This window comes from Sporolactobacillus pectinivorans (assembly GCF_002802965.1).
GTDB classification, from domain to species: domain Bacteria; phylum Bacillota; class Bacilli; order Bacillales; family Sporolactobacillaceae; genus Sporolactobacillus; species Sporolactobacillus pectinivorans.
Genome location: NZ_NXGA01000009.1, coordinates 1 through 862 on the forward strand (window position 1 = coordinate 1; position 862 = coordinate 862).

General features: G+C 29.3%; 1 protein-coding gene and 1 pseudogene. One reads left to right on the forward strand and one right to left on the reverse strand.

Annotated elements, in window-relative coordinates; all coding sequences use genetic code 11:
* The coding region (locus COP04_RS19235; protein ID WP_193437490.1) for a rhodanese-like domain-containing protein at positions 1-495 on the reverse strand (495 nt) is incomplete at its 3' end.
* Between the two features lie 138 nt (positions 496-633).
* Between COP04_RS19235 and cstR the strand changes: the two are divergent.
* A pseudogene (gene cstR, locus COP04_RS19240) lies at positions 634-862 on the forward strand (persulfide-sensing transcriptional repressor CstR); the annotation flags it as partial.

Here is an 862-nt window from a genome sequence, read left to right on the forward strand (position 1 = left end):
GACCCAACTTTTAATATCATTTAAAAATCCGTGATCAGTCACAACAACTTCTATTTGATCACCAATAGCGATGTTTTTGATTTCTTTACTAATATTAACAATAGGTCCTGGACATTGTAGATTACTATAATTGAACATCTTACGATTATCTTTAATTTCTCTATCTTCTTTTACTTTAGATAAATTATCATTATGATGTTGTTGTTCGTATGCGGTATAACCTCCGTCTAAATTCACCACATCGTATCCACGTTGTGCAAGAAATTGACTGGCTTTTCTACTTCTATTACCACTTTTACAATAGATATAGTAAGTTTTATTTTTGCTTTGTTTAAAAGTCTCTATATTTTCAACTGAATGTAATAAAGCATTTTTAATGTGTCCTAATTCAAATTCTTCAGGCTGTCGAACGTCAATTAATTGACCCTTAGAACCCAATTCTTGTAATTCTTTTTTAGTGAAATCATTAATGTGTTTCGTTTTATATTGTGACATAATTACCTCCTTTTAAATACCTATGGGGGTATATTATAACGAATTAGATAGTTTGTCAAATACCTATGGGGGTATTTGACAAACTAAAATTTAATCAATATGATGTAATTATTAAAAATGAATGTGGAGTGAAATATATTGGAATATAATAAAAAGATGATTAATCGTATTCATCGCNATACAAGGACAGCTTAATGGAGTCATTAAAATGATGGAGGAAGAAAAAAATTGTAAAGACGTCATTAGTCAATTAAGTGCCTCTAAAAGTTCTATTCAACGGTTAATGGGTATTATCATTAGTGAAAACTTAGTAGAATGCGTCAAAATGTCTGAAGAAAATAGTGAAGATTCTCAGGCACTAATTAAT